Origin of the sequence: Streptomyces antimicrobicus (genome assembly GCF_020532625.1) — a bacterium.
Taxonomy (GTDB): Bacteria; Actinomycetota; Actinomycetes; order Streptomycetales; family Streptomycetaceae; genus Streptomyces; species Streptomyces antimicrobicus.
This window is the reverse complement of sequence record NZ_JAJAUY010000139.1, coordinates 1-15,749: the sequence shown is the minus strand read 5'-3', so window position 1 is coordinate 15,749 and position 15,749 is coordinate 1. Positions and strand designations below refer to the sequence as shown.

Here is a 15,749-nt window from a genome sequence, read left to right as displayed (position 1 = left end):
GGCGGCCGAAGGCGGGGACGCCGGAGGTGCGGCGGCGGACGCGGCGGCCGGGGGCGGCGCGGGGCAGTTGAGTGAGGCCGCGGCCGAGTTGGCGGCTCAGCGCGTCGAACGGGAGCGGATCGAGCGGCGCAAGGCGGAGCGGACCGCTCCGATCGACGCCGGGGCCAAGCTCAGCGGCAAGGCCGCCGACCTGCTGGCCGCCGTACGCGCGGTGGAGAGCGGCGAGAAGCCGGCCTCGCGCTACTTCGACGAGGCGCCCGCGCCCGCCGCCCGGCGGGCCCCGACTCCCCCGCCCGCGCCGCGCCAGCCCGTGGCTCCTGCCGCCCCCGCCGCCCCCGCCGCGGCCCTGGTGGAGGAGGTCGCGGCCGTGCTCGCGCGCGGCGGCGCCCCGCAGGCCCTGGCCGCCCGGACCGCCGAGGCGCTCGGCGAGGGCGCCGGACAGGCCCTCGCCGAGGACCCCTGGCGGCTCCTGGCGGTGCCCGGTGTCCGCCCCACCCAGGCCGACGGCTTCGCCCGGGCCCTGCTCGGCCCCGCCTGCGGCCCCGACGACCCGCGCCGGGCCCAGGCCCTGCTGGGCTGGCTGCTGGACCAGGCCGGGCTGAAGGGTCACACGGCCCTGGAGGCGCCCGTCCTGCACAAGGCCCTCGCCCAGTACGGCGTACCGGACCCGGAGGCCGCGCTGGAGGCGGCCGTCGGCGAGGGCACCGTCCTGGTGTTCCAGGAGCCGCTCGGCGAGTCCGCCGGGGAGGACGAGGAGCCGCCCGTGCGGGTGCTGGTCGGACTCGAGTCCGCCGCCCTGGCCGAGGAGAGCCTCGCCGACGGCCTGGCCCGGATCGCCAACACCTTCGCCGGCCCGGACGCCACCGGCGCCACCGGCGCCCCCGAGGACTGGGACAAGGCCGCCGCCGCGGCGCCGAGCCGCTCCGCCGCCGAGCTCGTCCGGGCCGTGGCTTCCCACGGCCTGGTCGCCCACACCGGCGGCGAGGCCGCCCGCGCCGAACCCCTGGCCCTGCTCGCGGCCGCCCGCGAGCTCGGTCTGGACGCCTGGCTCGCCACCCACAGCCCCGCCCTGCGCGACCGGATCCCGGACCCCGCCGCGGCCGGGGTGGCGACCGTCGCCGGGCTGCTCGCGCGCACCGAGGGCCCCGGCCGGGACGCCGAGGGCCAGTTCCCGCTGGACCTGCTGATCGTCACGGACGCCCCCCAGCTCGACGTGGAGAGCGCCGCCGCCCTCGTCGAAGCGGTGCCGGACGGCGCCCGCCTGGTGCTCTCCGGCGACCCGGGCGTCCTCGCCTCGGCCGGCCCCGGCCGGGTCTTCGGCGATCTGCTCGCGGCCCGCGCCTGCCCGGTGGTGGCCTCGCGCACGCCCGACCCCGGCCCGATCGGCGAGCTCGTCTCCGGGATCGGCATCGGCGAGCTGAACCAGGTCGACGCCCCCGGCAAGGAGGTCGTCATCGTGCCGGTGCGCGACGCCGCCGAGGCCGTGCACCGCACGGTGCAGCTGGTGGTGGAGTCGGTGCCGCGCGCCTTCGGCCTGCCGCCGCAGGACGTCCAGGTGATCACCCCGGGCCACGCCGGCGCGGCCGGCACCCGCGCGCTGAACGCCGCCCTCAAGGAACGCCTCAACCCCGGCCCGGGCCGCTTCGGCGGCTTCGACCCCGGCGACCGGGTCGTGCACGTCCCCTCCCCCGGCCGGGCCGTGGCCGGGCAGGTGGTCGCGGCCGACGCCGAGGGGCTCCACCTCGACTGTCCGGGCGCGGGCGGCCGGGTCGTCGTACCGAAGGACCTGGTGGAGTCGGCGGTGCGGCACGGCTGGGCGGTGACCGCCCACCAGGCCGTCGGCGACCGCTGGCCGGCCGTGGTGGTGGTCCTGCCGGGCGACGCCGTGGACGCCCTGTCGCGGGACTGGGTCTACACCGCCTTCGGCCGGGCCGAACGGCACCTGTCGGTGGTCCACGGCGTGGACCAGGCCCTGCCGCGGGCCGTGGCGGAGGGCACCCCGAAGCCGCGCACCACGCGGCTGACCGGGCTGCTGCGGGGGTTGGCGGCGGCGGCGAACGAGGAGCCGCAGGAGGCGTAGGAGGCGTAGGAGCCGCAGGGGGCGTGCGGACGCGCCACCGCCCCTGGAGCCCGCGCGTCGGCTCCAGGGGCGGTGCGGTAGGGGGCGGGCGCGTGCGCCGGCCGGTCAGCGGTCGGCGAGTTCCAGGTCGTCGTCCTCGTGCTCGTCTTCCTCGTCGACCTCGTCGTAGAGCTCCTCCTCGTCGAAGACGGAGCTGACGTCGAACCGGTGCAGGACGGTCTCCGGATCGGCCTGGTCGAAGGGGGTGGCCAGCCACTCCCCCGGTTCGGCGGGTTCCTCCAGGGCGGTGATCCAGAGCGTGGAGTCGCCCTCCTCCAGCCCGAACTCCTTGTAGCGCGAGGCGATCTCGTCCACCTCGTACTCGCCGAACAGCACCCCGAGCGCACCGGCGGTACCGCCGTCGTGCAGGAGTTCGGCGTCCTGGTCGTGCGCGGCGACCCGCTCCGCCTGGGCGACGAGCCGCTGCGGTTCGACGACGGCGTAGTCGCGGCGGATCAACACGCTGAAGGCGGTGGGCTCGGCGGGTCCGGTGTACGGGACGCCGTCCTCGCCCTCCGGGATCTCGAAGGGGATGACCTCGTCGTACACCTCGTAGAGCAGCTCGTCGTAGGCCTCGGCCGTCGCGGCGAGTTCGTTGAACGCGGCTTGTACGGCAGGGTCCTTGGCCCCGGAGCGGCTCTCGACCGCGGCCAGGTGACGGTCGAGCGCGGCCTTGACCGCCTCGGCGGCGGCACGTACCTCGGCAACGGTGGGCAGAGCGGCATCAGACATAGTGCAGACGCTATCCGTAGCGGGCCGGTGCCCGCACAATAGATGCGATGCCGGAATACGAATTTGTCGACGTGTACGTGCCTCGCGGGGTTCCCCGCAAGGAGGCGACCCGCCTGCTGACCGACCATGCCGAGTACGGGAACTGGGAGTTGGACCGGCTGACCCTGATGCGGGACGGCAGCCGGCGGGTGCGGCTGCGGCGCCGCATCATCCGCCAGATCCGCGCCACGTGGTGAGGACGCGGGTCCCGGGGTGGCCCCCGGGACCCGCGTCCCGCCTCCTGCGCTCCCCGTCCTGCGCCCCGCCGCCGTGACGGCCGGCGGGACGCCGTCAGACGGTGCTGCGGGCCCGCCGGTAGAGCAGCGCGCCACCGAGCAGCAGCCCGCCGGCGAGCGGCACCGCGACGCCCAGGGCGTCACTGCCACCGGTCTCGGCCAGCTCCCCACCGCCGTGCGCGCCGGCGCCTGCGCCGTGCGCGCCCGGGGTGTTGCCGCCGCCCGGGTGCGTCACGGGCGTGACGCCGGCACCGGGACCCGTGCCGGGCGTACCGGGCTGGCCCGGGGTGCCGGGCGTACCCGGGGTGCCGGGGTTACCGGGCTGGCCCGGGTTGCCGGGGTTACCGGGGTTACCCGGGTTGCCGGGGTTCCCAGGCTGACCCGGGTTACCGGGGTTGCCCGGGTTTCCAGGCTGACCCGGGTTGCCGGGGTTACCCGGCTGACCGGGGTTGCCGGGGTTACCCGGCTGACCGGGGTTGCCGGGGTTGCCGGGCTCGCAGTCGTCGCCGCCCGGCCCGCCAGGGTGGCCCGGGTTACCGGGGTGACCCGGCGTACCCGGGTGACCGGGGTGCCCAGGGTGACCCGGGTGCCCAGGGTGCCCCGGCGTACCAGGGTTCCCGGGCTGACCCGGATGGCCCGGATGCCCGGGCTGACCCGGTTGTCCAGGCTGCCCCGGTTGCCCGGGATTCCCGGGCTGCCCCGGGTTCCCCGGCTGGCCCGGGTGCCCCTGGGGCCCGTTGCCGCACCGGTTCCCGAAGGCGGGGTTCAGGGCCCCCGCCGCGTTCACGGTGTTGCCGCACACGTTCACCGGCGCGTGCACCGGTGCCGAGACGGAGTTCCCGGACAGCACGCCCGGGGAGTTCGTGGCCTTCGCCTGCGCACCGGCGTCCGCCTGCGCGTACCCCCCACCGGCCGCGAGCGCACCGCCCACGGCCGCCACGGTGACCAGCGTCCTGCGGGCCGCCACCACTCGTCGCACCTGCATCTGTTGTTCCTCGCCCCCTTGCACTTGCCCTTGCCGACACCGCATCACTTGACGGAAAACAAGCCGAAAACCCGGCGGCCCCGGAGCGCTGGATGCGCTCCGGGGCCCGGGACTTCAGCTGCTTCAGTTGTTGATGCAGGTGTTGCCGAAGGCCGGGTTCAGCAGACCGATGACGTTGATCGTGTTGCCGCACACGTTCACCGGAACGTGGACCGGAACCTGGACGACGTTGCCGGACAGGACACCCGGGGAGCCGACAGCGGCACCCTGGGCCCCGGCGTCGGCGACAGCCAGGCCCGCACCCGCGAGAACCAGACCACCGGTGGCAGCCGCGGCAGCGACAACCTTCTTGATCATCATTCCTCCTAGTAGGCAATGCGGTCCCAGCCGCGGACCGCACCACCTGTAACGAGGAGGTCCCACCAGGGCTACGAGCGTATGAGCGCATTCACTCTTCCCGGTGAGATGCGCACACCTTCCCGAATCTCAGCAGTTATCGATGAATCGATCGAGCACCCGTACCCCGAACTTCAGCCCGTCCACCGGGACCCGCTCGTCCACGCCGTGGAACATCCCGGCGAAGTCCAGCTCCGGCGGCAGCTGGAGCGGCGCGAAGCCGAAGCAGCGGATGCCGAGGTCGTCGAAGGACTTGGCGTCCGTACCGCCCGAGAGCATGTACGGCACCGCCCGCGCGATGGGGTCCTCGGCCTTGAGGGCGCCCTGCATGGCGTCGACCAGACGGCCGTCGAAGTCGGTCTCCAGGGCCTTGTCCCCGTGCACGTCCTCGCGCTTGACCCGCGGCCCGAGGATCCGGTCGAGGTCGGCCAGGAACTCCTCCTCGTAGCCCGGCAGGAACCGGCCGTCGACGTGCGCCGTGGCCTGCCCGGGGATCACGTTGACCTTGTAGCCCGCGCCGAGCATGGTCGGCTGGGCGGTGTTGCGCAGGGTGGCGCCGATGATCTTGGCGATGCCACCCAGCTTGGCGAGGGTGGCGTCCATGTCCTCCGGGTCGAGCGGGGTGCCGAGGGCGTCCGAGAGCTCGTCGAGGAAGGACCGCACGGTCTTGGTGACCCGGACCGGGAACTGGTGCCGGCCCAGCCGGCCGACCGCCTCGCACAGCTCGGTGATGGCGTTGTCGTTGTTGGTCATCGAGCCGTGGCCGGCGGTGCCGTCCACGGTCAGCCGCATCCAGTGCATGCCCTTCTGGGCGGTCTCGATCAGGTACAGCCGCAGGTTCTCGTTGACGGTGAACGAGAAGCCGCCGACCTCGCCGATCGCCTCGGTCACCCCCTCGAACAGCCCGGGGTGCTTGTCGACCAGGTGGCGCGCACCGTAGACCCCGCCGGCCTCCTCGTCGGCGAGGAAGGCCAGCACGATGTCCCGGGGCGGCTTGCGGCCGCTGCGCAGCCGGTCGCGGACGACCGCCAGGGTCATGGCGTCCATGTCCTTCATGTCGACGGCGCCCCGCCCCCAGACGCAGCCGTCGGCGATCTCGCCGGAGAACGGGTCGTACGTCCAGTCGGCGGCGTTGGCCGGCACGACGTCGGTGTGGCCGTGGATCAGCAGCGCGGGCCGTGACGGGTCCTCGCCCTCGATCCGCGCCACGGTCGACGCCCGGCCCTTGTGCGACTCGAAGATCTGCGGCTCCAGGCCCACCTCGGCGAGCTTCTCGGCGACCCACTCGGCCGCCTTGCGCTCGCCGGGGCCGGAGTGGTCGCCGTAGTTGCTGGTGTCGATCCGGATGAGGTCCCGACAGAGGTCGACGACCTCGTCCTCGCCGGTGACGGTCCTGCCGGTGCTCGACTCGCTCACGCTGCTTCCTCCCACTGATCGGCCGGCCGCTGCCGGCCCTCCCCCCATCCTCGCGCCCCACCCGCCCGCACCCAAGACCGTCCCGCGCCAGGACCCTCGAGGGCCCCGGGACGTACCCGTGATCGAGCCACTCCGAAACCCTGGTAATGTTCTCTTCGTCGGAGCGGCCCGCAGCGGACGCGAGACAGACACCTTGTCCGGGTGGCGGAATGGCAGACGCGCTAGCTTGAGGTGCTAGTGCCCTTTATCGGGCGTGGGGGTTCAAGTCCCCCCTCGGACACCAGCGGAAAAGGCCCCACCGATGTGGGGCCTTTTTGCATGTCCGGGACGAGGACGAGAGCGCGTTCGGGCCGATCCGGGCGGGGTCAGTAAAGCCTTTCAGCGGTTCGCGGATCGCCGCTAGCCTGCCCTTCGCATGTGGACGGCGACGTGGGGGAGGTCACCATGCCCATCAGGCCGCAGTACCGACGGGTCTCGGCTCTGCAGCGGCAGTTCTTCAACCGGGAGGGAACCCTCGCGGCCTACGACGAGGAGCTGCGGGAGATCGCGGACCGGCCCCGGATCCTGAACGTCGTCGGTGTCGGCGGCATCGGGAAGTCACGGCTGCTCCAGGAATTACGCAACCGCACCCCTGACACCTACCGGACGGCGCGGCTCGATCTGCAGTTGCCCACCATGCGGCAGCAGGAGGACGCGCTGGCGGTGCTCCGTGTGGAGTTCGGCTCGCAAGGCGTCCAGTTCGACCGGTTCGACATCGCGTACGCGGTCCTGTGGCAACGGGTCCACCCGCAGCTCCAGCTGAATCCGAGGACCACGCCGTTCGCCGAGGAGAGTGAGGTCCTCTCCAAGATCCTCGACGACGCCATGGGGCTGCCGGTGTTCGGCACGGCCGCCGGGCTCGTGCGGCTCACGGGACGGGCGATCAAGAACCGCAAGCGCCGCCAGCGGATCGAGAACGATCCGACCCTTCAGGAGCTCGACGGTCTGAGCAACGCCGAACTGAGCCACGCGGTGTCGTACCTGTTCGCCGAGGAACTGCGGGCCTCGGCCGCGGACCGTCAGTACGTCGTCTACGTCGACGCCTACGAGGCCCTCGTCCCCACCCCGCTCCCGGGCGGTCGCGCCTACGGCTCCGACGCGTGGCTGCGCGACCTGCTCGGCCAGCTGCACGGCGGACTCACCGTCCTCGCCAGCCGCGAACCGCTGCGCTGGGCGGCCTACGACGCGGAGTGGGAGTCGGTCATCCGCCGCTCGGACATCGACGGGCTGCCCATGGCCGCCCGGCTCGACCTCCTCGCCCAGGCCGGCATCACCGAGATCCCACGGCAGCGCTCGATCGCCGAGGCCAGCGCGGGCGTACCGTTCTATCTGCACCTGGCCGTGGACACGCATCTGCAGAATCCGGCCCGGCCCGGGCACACCGGGACCGCCGAGGAGATCGTCCAGCGCTTCCTCCAGCACGTCGCGGCGGACGAGGTGCGGATCCTGGAGCTGCTCAGTGCGGCCAGGACCTTCGACGTCGGTGTGTTCCAGGCGGTCGGCCGCGCCTTCGACCTGCCGACCAATCTGCTGCTCTGGGAATCACTCACCGCGTACTCGTTTGCCTATCCCCTCCCCGAGGGCTGGTACCGGCTGCACCAGCTCATGATCGGCGCACTGCAACGGCACCTTTCGCCTGCCGTCCAGCGGCACGTGCACAGCACGTTGCGGGCGCACTGGGAGGACCTGGCCGACCGGATGGAGCGCGGGGCGGCGCGAAGCCGCGGGCTGGCGCGCCTGTCACCGTTGCGCGAGGCGGTGTTCCACGGTCTGCACGCACAGGACATCACGCCGGAGCGGATCCTGCGGCACGCGGACCGGGCCGTCGTCCTCAACGGCAGGCAGGCCGTGGACGGCATCGTCAAGGACCTGCGGGACCGTCTCGCCGTGGCGCCGGTGGCCGCGGAGCCGGCCACCGCCGATCACGGGCCTCTCGTCGACCTGCGGGACGCCGCGGACTGCCTGGAAGCCGAGGCACGACTGGACCAGGGTGACGCGGCCGGCGCCATCGAGCTCACTCCGCGGCTGGACCGTCCCGTGCGCTCCCTCGTCGCGGCGCGGCTCGCCCTGGCCGGGGCGAACGCCCGGCGCATCGCCGGGCAGAGCGCGCTGGCCGCCTCGATCTTCGAGCGGGTCTGGGAGGAGCACGACGGGGAGGCACGGGCCGCCGCCGGGTTCTGCGTGGCGGACCTGCGCATGTGGCAGGGCGACTTCCGTAGCGCGTTCGCCCTCGCGGAAGAGGTGTACGGGACCTGCTCCCCCGGGGACGCGTCGACCCGGGGGGACCTGAAGCGGCTGATGCATCTCGGGCACCGCTTCCTGATGGACTTCGACAGCGCGGCACGGCTCCTGGCCGCGGCCGAGGAGGAGTACCGGGCGGCGGGTTCCGTCATCGGTCTGGCGAACGTACGCACCAACCACGCCGAGCTGTACGCCTTCACCGACCCGGTGGCGGCGGTACCTGCAGCCGCCGCGGCCTTGGAGGTGCAGCGGGACCTGGGCGCGCAGCACGAGATGGGCAAGGCCTTCACCGCCATGGCGATGGCCCAGACGCGGCTCGGGGAGTACGAGCGGGCCGCTTCCTCGTACCTCAGTGCCAACGAGGCGCTGGACCGGGCGGGCTACCGCTCGGGGCGGGCCCGGGCGGACATGTTCCGGGCGTTCCTGCTGTACCGGCGTGACGAGCGCGCTGCGGCGAAGGAGCTGCTGCTGCATGCTGCTCGCGAGTTCGAGGAGTGCGAGGTGTACCCGTCGCTGATCCTGGCGATCGGGGGCGCCGCCGAGCGGCTCGGCCTGGGCGGCGCGGAACTGGACGCGTTGGCGGAGCGGGCGCGTCCCCGCGTCCGCCCCCTCGGCACGCCGGCCGAGCTGCAGGAACGCACGCAGGCCGTCCTGTCGATGTTCCTCGGGGAGGACGCGTGAACTGGTTGGCGTTGTACGAGCGGGCGCTGGGGGCCGGCGAGGCCGCGGCGGGCTACTACAACCGCAACGTGGGGCTCCTCACGGACGCGGGCAAGGTCAACGTCCGCATCCCGCTGGAAGCGGCCGACACCATGGACGTCCGGGTGTGGCGCGAGGAGGACGTGCTGTCCTGCATCGGGCCGTACGTCGGACAGGTGCCGGGGCTGCGCCACGTGTCGCTCGAGCCCCGCTTCCAGGTGCACCACTTCGTCGAGGGGCGGGTGCTCGACGGCTTCTCACCGCGCGGCAGCGCCGTTCCCGCCCATGTGACGGGCGACGTGGTGGCACTGATGGCGCAGCTGGTCCGCATCCCCCGGGAGAAGGCGCCGGCGCTCCCCTCCGACTGGCCGGAGTCGGGCGACGGCGCCGCGTTCGGTCGCAGGCTCGCGGCCCTGACCCAGCGGGTGTACGACACCCATCGCGACGAGTACGGGCACGCGTTCGAGGAGTTCGGCATCCCCGAGCAGCCGCTGGCCGTCGTCGAACGCCGGTGGGACACGCTCACTTCGCGGCCGTTCGCCGTGTTGCACTCGGACCTGCACCGCAAGAACATGATCGTCTCCGACGGGCTGACCTGGTTCCTCGACTGGGAGCTCGCGCTGTGGGGCGACCCGCTGTACGAGGTCGCCGTCCACTTCCACAAGATGGACTATCCGGACCGACAGCGGGCCGAGGTGCTGCGCCTGTGGCAGGAACGGCTCCCGGCGGCCTGCACGGCGGGGCCGGCCGAGGATCTCGACCTCTACCTGGCCCACGAGCGGATCAAGTCGGCCATCGTCGACACGGTGCGCTATGCCAAACAGCTCGCCGACGCCGACGAGTCCGGGCGCGCGTTCCTCACGGGCCGGCTGGCGCGCAAGCTCAACGTCGCCCGGACGGTGTGGGGCGGCGCACCGGAGATGACCCAGGCGCGTGTCGCTCGAATCCTGGCGCCCTGGGTAGGGAGAAAGTCATGGACGCCCTAGCTCTGTACGAGAAGGCACGCGCGCACGAGGGGTCGCTGGCCGGCTTCTACCACCACAACGTCCGGGTCGACACGGCCACGGGCCCGGTGCTCGTCCGTACCCCGGGGTCCAGGTCCGAGCCCATGGACCTCACCCTCTGGCCCGAGCCGGCGTTGCTGGAGGCGATCCGGCCCTATGTGTCGCGGGCGCCCCGGCTCCTGTACGCGGGCGCCGAGCCGGAGTTCCAGATCCACGAGTTCGTGGAGGGACGCCTGGTCCACGATCTCGCCCCTGACGCGGGTGCGCGCCTGCCGGGCGGGGTCGTCAGCGGCGTCACCCGGCTGTTCGGTGAGATGCTGCGCGTTCCGGGGTCCGCCCTGCCCGCCCTCCCGTCCGGCTGGCCGGCCGAGGGGGACACGAAGGCGTTCGCCTTGCGGTTGCTCGACGTCGTCCGGGCGATCCGCGACCGCGCGGACGGGCCGCTGGAGGCGCTGTACCAGGATCTCGGGGTCCCCGCGGACCCGTGTGCGCTCCTGGCGGAACGGGCCGGGCGCGAGCTCTCCGAGCGACCGTTCCGGCTCCTGCACGCGGACCTCCACCGCAAGAACATGATCCTCACCGAGGACGGTGTCGTCTTCATCGACTGGGAGCTCGCTCTGTGGGGCGACCCGGTGTACGACCTGGCCGATCATCTGCACAAGACAGGCTACTCGGCGGCGGACAGGTCCTGTGTCCTGGCCGGCTGGCACGCAGCAGCGCCGGCGGAGTGCCGCGTGGGCTGGTCGGAGGACATGGAGTACTACCTCGCCTACGAGGCGATGAAGTCCGCGGTGGTCGACACCGTCCGCTGGGGTCGCCGGATCGCGAAGGCGCCGACGGGCGGGGAACGGCTGCTCCTGGCGGAGGAACTGCGGGGGAAACTGCTGCGGGGTGGCCCGCACTGGGGTGGCGGCACGCCGCCGGAGGTCGAGGAGATCGTCAGCGCCTCCGTGCGGCGGCTGGTCTCCCCCGCGTAGGGCCACCCGGAACCAGGGGCGGGCTCAGCAGATCTTCGGGGGTCGCCGGTCGCGTCGTGTGGAGTGGGTCGGGGGTGTTGTCCATGCTGGGCGGTGGGCCCCGGGGTGGGGTTCCGTGTGCGTTCAGCGAGGAGATGCGATGCCCGGCGACGACGTGGAGCGGTTCTTGGGGGCGCTGGACCCGGGTGACCGGGAGGACGTGCGGCGGCGGCCGCGGCAGGAGCAGGAGCGGCTCGCCGCCGCCTGGGAGGCGGAGCTGCGGGACGACGCCGAGCTCGACACCCTGGACGAGCTGTCGCCGGCCGCCGCGGAGGCGGAGGCCGCGCAGCGGGTGCTGCGGGAGCCGGGAGACGCGTAGGGCCCCGGGCCAGGAGGGTGTCCTGGCCCGGGGCCCCGGAGCGACGGTGGCCGCGGGTCAGCCGCGGGTGGCCGAGGCCAGTTCCGCGACCCGGCGGCGGACCAGGAACCAGCCGCCGACCAGGGCCGCCGCGATGGCCGGCAGGAACATCACGGTGGTGCGGCCGACGCCGCCGTCGCTCCACATCAGCACCAGCACGGTGGCGAGGAACGCCAGGGTGACGATCTGCGTGTACGGGGCCCAGGGCAGCTTGTAGCCGGGCCGCTCGACCTCGCCGCGCTGGGCGCGGCGCCAGAACAGCAGCGAGCAGAGCATGACCATGGCCCAGGTGCCCAGGATGCCGATGGAGGCGAAGTTGAGGACGATCTCGAAGGCCTCGCCGGGCATCCAGTAGTTCAGGCCGACACCGGCGACGCCGAAGGCCGCGGTGAAGAGCACGCCGCCGTAGGGGACCTTGCCCTTGTTCATGCGGGCGGTGAACTTCGGGGCGGAGCCCGACATGGCCATGGAGCGCAGGATGCGGCCGGTGGAGTACAGGCCGGAGTTCAGCGAGGACAGGGCGGCCGTGAGGACGACCAGGTTCATGACGTGCGCGGTGCCGGGGATGCCGAGCTTGTCGAAGATGGTGACGAACGGGCTCTGGTCGGCGGAGTACGCGGAGTACGGCAGGAGCAGGGCCAGCAGGACGACGGAGCCGACGTAGAAGACGCCGACGCGCCACATGATCGAGTTGATCGCCTTCGGCATGATCTTCTCGGGGTTCTCCGTCTCACCGGCGGCGACGCCGCACAGCTCCACGGAGGCGTAGGCGAAGACGACGCCCTGGACGACCAGGAGCATCGGCAGGACGCCGGAGGGGAAGATGCCGCCGTTGTCGGTGACGGTGGACAGGCCCGGGGTGTGGCCGTCGATCTGGTGGCCGGTGACGACGAGGTAGATGCCGACCAGCATGAAGATCACCAGCGCCGCGACCTTGATGATCGAGAACCAGAACTCCATCTCGCCGAAGTACTTCACCGAGATCAGGTTCGCGGTCAGGACCACGGCGAGGGCGATCAGCGCGAGGATCCACTGCGGGACGCTGGAGAACATGGCCCAGAAGTGGGCGTAGGTGGCGGCGGCGGTGATGTCGGCCACGGTGGTGGTGGACCAGTTCAGGAAGTACAGCCAGCCGGCCGTGTAGGCGCCCTTCTCGCCCATGAACTCGCGGGCGTAGGAGACGAAGGCACCGGAGGAGGGGCGGTAGAGCACCAGCTCGCCGAGGGCCCGGACCACGAAGAAGGCGAAGACTCCGCACACGGCGTAGGCGATCGCGAGGGACGGGCCGGCGCCGGCGAGGCGGCCTCCGGCGCCCAGGAAGAGGCCGGTGCCTATCGCCCCGCCGATCGCGATCATGTTGATGTGGCGGGACTTCAGGTCCTTGCTGTAGCCCTCGTCGCCGGCGTCGACGTGGCGGGACGCCGACGGGGAGGCCGGCGCGGACGCCGACGCCTTCGTCAGGGTGCGGTCACTCATGTGGGACTTCGCCTTCGTGGGTGGGACAGGCAGGCCCGGACCGGCGCGCAGGGGAGCTGGGTGGGATCACCTGTGCGGCCGTCCGAATGTTTGTATTCGCAACAGGAGACCACGGCATGCGGTGGGTACCAAAACCGGCCATGCACGGCGAAGGCCCCCGGCCCCCTTCGAAAGGGGTGCCGGGGGCGTGTTCCGAGCTTCTTACGAAGGTCAGCGGGGCCCGGGAGCGGTCAGCGGGGGTCCGCCTCGGAAGCGGCCTGCTCCAGCCGGAAGGCCTCGTTGCCCAGGCCGATGCGGGCGTGCACCTCGGGCTTGCGCGAGCGCAGGACGGCGCCGTAGACGAGGCCGCCGACCGCGGCGAGCCCGATGAGGCCGGGCAGCAGCCGGCTGAGCGCGGAGCCCTGGGCGGCGCCGACGAGGACGCCGAAGTCCTTGACGGTGTAGCCGACGATGACGAGCAGGGCGAGGCCGGCGGCGCCGGCGGCGAGGAGCCGCCATCGCTGGGCACCGGCCGAGCCGCGGCGGACGAAGAAGGCGATGACGGCGAAGGAGGCGGTGGCCATGAGGAGGGTCACACCGAGCGCGCCGACGCTGCCCATCCAGGTGAACAGGTGGCCGACCGGGACGGTGGGGTCCCCGGCGGGCTTGTCGTCGCCGACGGCGAAGGCGACGACGACCAGCGCGGCCACGACGGTCTGCAGCAGCGAGCCGGTGGCGGGGGCTCCGGTGCCCGGGTTGGTGCGGCCGAAGGCGGCCGGGAGGAGGCCCTCGCGGCCCATGGCGAAGGCGTAGCGGGCGACGACGTTGTGGAAGCTGAGCATGGCGGCGAACATGCCCGTGACGAAGAGCACGTGCAGGACGTCGGTGAACGCGGTGCCCAGGCGCGCCTCGGTGAGCTGGAAGAGCAGGGCGGGGCCGCCCTCGGCGGCGCTCTTGACGATCTCGGCGGGGCCGGTGGCGACGGTCAGGGCCCAGGCGCTGAAGGCGAAGAAGAGGGCGACGAAGCCGACCGCGAGGAACATCACACGGGAGACGACGATGTGCGGCTTGCTGGTCTCCTCGGCGTAGACCGGGGACTGCTCGAAGCCGACGAACGCGGCGATGCAGAAGCACAGGGCGGTGCCGAGCCCGGCGCCGGAGAGGGTGCCGGGGTCGAAGGCGTGCAGGGAGAGTCCCTGCGGGCCGGGCTCGGCCAGGGCGGCGACGTCGAAGACGACGACGAGGGCGCACTCGACGAGCAGGAGGACGCCGAGGACGCGGGCGTTGAGGTCGATCTTGAGCCAGCCGAGCACACCGGTGAGGGCGACCGCGGCGAGCGCCGGGATCCACCAGGCCAGCTCGATCGAGAGGTAGGTGGCGAAGAGGCCGGAGATCTCGAAGCCGAGGATGCCGTAGACGCCCACCTGCATGGCGCTGTAGGCGACCAGGGCGACGAGGGAGGCGCCCGCGCCGGCGGTGGGGCCGAGGCCGCGCGCGATGTAGGCGTAGAAGGCCCCGGCGTTGTGGACGTGCCGGCTCATCTCGGCGTAGCCGACCCCGAAGAGGGCGAGGACGCAGCCGAGGATGACGAACAGCAGGGGCTGTCCGACGATGCCCATCATGCCGAAGATCTGCGGCATGACGCCGGCCACCACCATCAGGGGGGCGCTGGCCGCGAGGACCGAGAGCAGCAGGCCGGCGGTGCCGAGGCGGCCCGCGCGCAGGGCCCGGTCCTGGCCCTTGTACGTGCGGATCTCGGCAGCGGACGCTGCGCTGCCTTCGAGCGTGTTGGATCTGCCCGTCGCCATGGCGGGTGGTCCTTTCGGGGGAGCCTCTCCGGGGGTGAGAGGTCAGGCGGAGCCGAGCGCGGCGCTGCGCGCGGCGAGGAAGGCCTTGTGCGGGTCGAGGTCCGGGTAGGACCAGGGGGCGCGGGTGGCGTGCCGCCCGATCCGGTGGAACAGGGCGGCGGCCTCGGCGGGCCGGCCCTCGCACAGCTTGGCGTGGGCCAGGAAGTTGAGGTCGACGCGGTTGCGGGGGTGGTCCTCGCGTTCCCATTCGAGCCACCAGTCGAAGGCCGTGCGCAGCACCTGGCGGGCCCGGCGGCCCGACCAGTGCTGGGCGGCGCTGCCGGTGCTGTTGAAGGTGCTGCCGTGCCGGGTGGCGAGCACGCGGTAGCGCTCGGCGTGGGCGATCACGGGCAGGACGGCGAGCGGGGAGTCGGCCGGGGACTCCTCGGCGGCCCAGGCGGCGAAGTCGTAGACCTCGTGCAGCGGGTCGTGGCCGGTGGCGGGGGTGCGTTCGGCGAGCTTGGCGACCATCAGGTGGTGGGCGTGGTGGTGCTCGCGGTGGCGGGCCCGGACCTGGTCGAAGTGCCGGCTGAACTCCTCCTCGGAGCCGTAGGTCCGGGTGAGCAGGAGCAGCGCGAGCCAGGGGGTGGGGTCGGCGGGCAGCAGCGCGGCGGCCCGCCGGCAGGCCTGGTCGGCGGCCTCGGGGCTGCCCTTGCGGCGCAGGGCGTCGAAGACGGCGGCGCAGGCCAGGAGCGTGAGGGCATCGGCGCTGTCGGGCTCGGCAAGGAGCCATTCGCGGGCCCACGCGGTGGCGGCCGGGGTCTGCCCGAGGACGACGAGGCGGTGGCCGCGGCGGTCCCAGTCGTCGCCGGTGGCGGTGAGCAGGGCCCGCACCTTGGCCCACCGGCCCTGGGTGAACTGCGCGCGTACGTCGACCAGTTCGGTGTCGCACAGGGCCGGGTCGAAGAGCTGGGCGTCCCGCTTGCGGGCGCGGCCGAGCGGGGGCGGCGGCGGGGGCGACATCCGCGGAAATCCCTCCAGGACGGCGCTGGCGCGGGTGGTGTGGGGTCACCTCGGGGTCACTCCCGGTGGTGATCACGCACAGCAAAGCGGTAGGCACAGCTCCGAGTCAAGGCCTGATCTGGTCGGTGGCGCGTTTCAACTGGTTCGCCCGGGGGCGGAGTTGACGGTGTTACGGGGGCGGGGCGGCGGGCTCCGGCGGGACGG

At 73.0% G+C, this 15,749-nt stretch carries 13 protein-coding genes and 1 tRNA gene; 7 read left to right on the top strand and 7 right to left on the bottom strand.

Annotation, left to right across the window (positions count from 1 at the left end; all coding sequences use genetic code 11):
- Positions 1–2,080, top strand: a 2,080-nt coding sequence (locus tag LG632_RS25180; RefSeq protein ID WP_226729838.1) for a helix-hairpin-helix domain-containing protein, incomplete at its 5' end; no start/stop codon positions are given.
- 105 nt (positions 2,081–2,185) lie between these two features.
- Here the strand turns inward: LG632_RS25180 and LG632_RS25175 are convergent.
- Positions 2,186–2,851, bottom strand: a complete 666-nt coding sequence (locus LG632_RS25175; RefSeq protein WP_226729837.1) for a hypothetical protein — start codon at positions 2,849–2,851, stop codon at positions 2,186–2,188.
- Between the two features lie 47 nt (positions 2,852–2,898).
- Between LG632_RS25175 and LG632_RS25170 the strand changes: the two genes are divergently transcribed.
- Positions 2,899–3,087, top strand: a complete 189-nt coding sequence (locus tag LG632_RS25170) for a DUF5703 family protein (protein WP_125652343.1) — start codon at positions 2,899–2,901, stop codon at positions 3,085–3,087.
- Between the two features lie 94 nt (positions 3,088–3,181).
- On the opposite strand, the gene LG632_RS30820 is transcribed toward LG632_RS25170, so the two are convergent.
- From LG632_RS30820 to LG632_RS25155, 3 genes are all read right to left on the bottom strand, one after another.
- Positions 3,182–4,111, bottom strand: a complete 930-nt coding sequence (locus tag LG632_RS30820) for a chaplin (RefSeq protein ID WP_508618719.1) — start codon at positions 4,109–4,111, stop codon at positions 3,182–3,184.
- A 123-nt stretch (positions 4,112–4,234) separates the two neighbouring features.
- Positions 4,235–4,468 carry a chaplin ChpH gene (gene chpH / locus LG632_RS25160; protein WP_125652344.1) on the bottom strand — a complete coding sequence of 78 codons (234 nt, stop codon included), beginning with the start codon at positions 4,466–4,468 and terminating at the stop codon, positions 4,235–4,237.
- 129 nt (positions 4,469–4,597) lie between these two features.
- A complete protein-coding gene (locus tag LG632_RS25155; RefSeq protein WP_226729836.1) occupies positions 4,598–5,923 on the bottom strand; it encodes a M20/M25/M40 family metallo-hydrolase in 1,326 nt (441 codons plus the stop codon).
- 195 nt (positions 5,924–6,118) lie between these two features.
- Between LG632_RS25155 and LG632_RS25150 the strand changes: the two genes are divergently transcribed.
- The 5 genes from LG632_RS25150 to LG632_RS25130 all read left to right on the top strand — a co-directional run bounded on the left by LG632_RS25150 (position 6,119) and on the right by LG632_RS25130 (position 11,241).
- Positions 6,119–6,206: transfer RNA gene (locus LG632_RS25150), tRNA-Leu, on the top strand.
- 161 nt (positions 6,207–6,367) lie between these two features.
- Positions 6,368–8,884, top strand: a complete 2,517-nt coding sequence (locus tag LG632_RS25145) for a hypothetical protein (RefSeq protein ID WP_226729835.1) — start codon at positions 6,368–6,370, stop codon at positions 8,882–8,884.
- Positions 8,881–9,888, top strand: a complete 1,008-nt coding sequence (locus LG632_RS25140; RefSeq protein ID WP_226729834.1) for a phosphotransferase family protein — start codon at positions 8,881–8,883, stop codon at positions 9,886–9,888. Before LG632_RS25145 ends, LG632_RS25140 begins: the two co-directional genes overlap by 4 nt.
- Complete coding sequence (locus tag LG632_RS25135; protein WP_226729833.1) at positions 9,876–10,883, top strand: aminoglycoside phosphotransferase family protein; 1,008 nt, start codon at positions 9,876–9,878, stop codon at positions 10,881–10,883. Before LG632_RS25140 ends, LG632_RS25135 begins: the two co-directional genes overlap by 13 nt.
- 139 nt (positions 10,884–11,022) lie before the next feature.
- Complete coding sequence (locus LG632_RS25130) at positions 11,023–11,241, top strand: hypothetical protein (protein WP_226729832.1); 219 nt, start codon at positions 11,023–11,025, stop codon at positions 11,239–11,241.
- A gap of 57 nt (positions 11,242–11,298) precedes the next feature.
- Here LG632_RS25130 and LG632_RS25125 read toward each other — a convergent pair whose 3' ends face one another.
- The 3 genes from LG632_RS25125 to LG632_RS25115 form a co-directional block, all read right to left on the bottom strand.
- A complete protein-coding gene (locus tag LG632_RS25125) occupies positions 11,299–12,756 on the bottom strand; it encodes an amino acid permease (RefSeq protein WP_226729831.1) in 1,458 nt (485 codons plus the stop codon).
- A 230-nt stretch (positions 12,757–12,986) separates the two neighbouring features.
- Positions 12,987–14,543, bottom strand: a complete 1,557-nt coding sequence (locus tag LG632_RS25120; RefSeq protein WP_226729830.1) for an APC family permease — start codon at positions 14,541–14,543, stop codon at positions 12,987–12,989.
- 42 nt (positions 14,544–14,585) lie between these two features.
- Positions 14,586–15,545 carry a hypothetical protein gene (locus tag LG632_RS25115; protein WP_226729829.1) on the bottom strand — a complete coding sequence of 320 codons (960 nt, stop codon included), beginning with the start codon at positions 15,543–15,545 and terminating at the stop codon, positions 14,586–14,588.
- Positions 15,546–15,749 lie beyond the last annotated feature (204 nt).